Source organism: Achromobacter sp. SIMBA_011, from assembly GCF_046535435.1.
GTDB lineage: Bacteria > Pseudomonadota > Gammaproteobacteria > Burkholderiales > Burkholderiaceae_B > Achromobacter > Achromobacter dolens.
On record NZ_JAWRWN010001122.1, the window covers coordinates 1 to 241 of the forward strand.

At 66.4% G+C, this 241-nt stretch carries 1 protein-coding gene; it reads left to right on the forward strand.

Features of this window, described 5'->3' with window-relative positions:
* Window positions 1-241: PEP-utilizing enzyme (locus SB816_RS34535; RefSeq protein WP_410548564.1), on the forward strand; the 241-nt coding region annotated here is incomplete at both ends.

Sequence of the window (241 nt, forward strand, 5' to 3'; positions counted from 1 at the left end):
CGCCGGCAAGGTGCGCGTGATCAACGACGTATCGGAAATGGACAAGGTCCAGCCGGGCGACGTACTGGTGTCCGACATGACCGACCCGGACTGGGAACCGGTGATGAAGCGCGCCAGTGCCATCGTTACCAACCGCGGCGGCCGTACCTGCCACGCGGCGATCATCGCCCGTGAGCTGGGTATCCCGGCCGTGGTCGGTTGCGGCAACGCCACCCAGCTGCTGAAAGACGGCCAGGGTGTG